The organism is Vibrio sp. OPT46 (assembly GCF_015163535.1).
Classification (GTDB): Bacteria; Pseudomonadota; Gammaproteobacteria; order Enterobacterales; family Vibrionaceae; genus Vibrio; species Vibrio alginolyticus.
This window is the reverse complement of record NZ_JADDYG010000273.1, coordinates 1-360: the sequence shown is the minus strand read 5'-3', so window position 1 is coordinate 360 and position 360 is coordinate 1. Positions and strand designations below refer to the sequence as shown.

At 43.1% G+C, this 360-nt stretch carries 1 protein-coding gene; it reads right to left on the bottom strand.

Annotated features, from left to right (window positions below; genetic code table 11):
• On the bottom strand, window positions 1-360 hold a 360-nt coding region (locus IQR33_RS12625; protein ID WP_193843735.1), incomplete at both ends, for a sigma-70 non-essential region-containing protein.

Below are 360 nucleotides of genomic sequence, written 5' to 3'. Positions count from 1 at the left end.
TGATTTCTTCGGCATTTTGCCGTATTCAACCACAGACTTCATGATCAGGCGCTCTTGAGTACGAACGCGATCCATAGCAGTACGCAGTTCATTCACTAAGTGATCAAACTGTTTAGGCGTTAGACGAAACTCGCGGAATACGTCTAGCATCATTTCATTAGCAACGGTTGCTTTCGGGCTGTTATAGCCGTACTCGTTGATTGCTAATTGAAGATTTTGATAGGTGCTGCGTAGTTGGTTGAATTTCTCTAGCGCTAATTCTGGATCGATACCTACATCTTCTTCAGAATCATCTGAATCGTCATCGCTATCTTCGTCGTCATCAACGTCTTCATCGTCTTCTTCTTCTAACTGAGATTC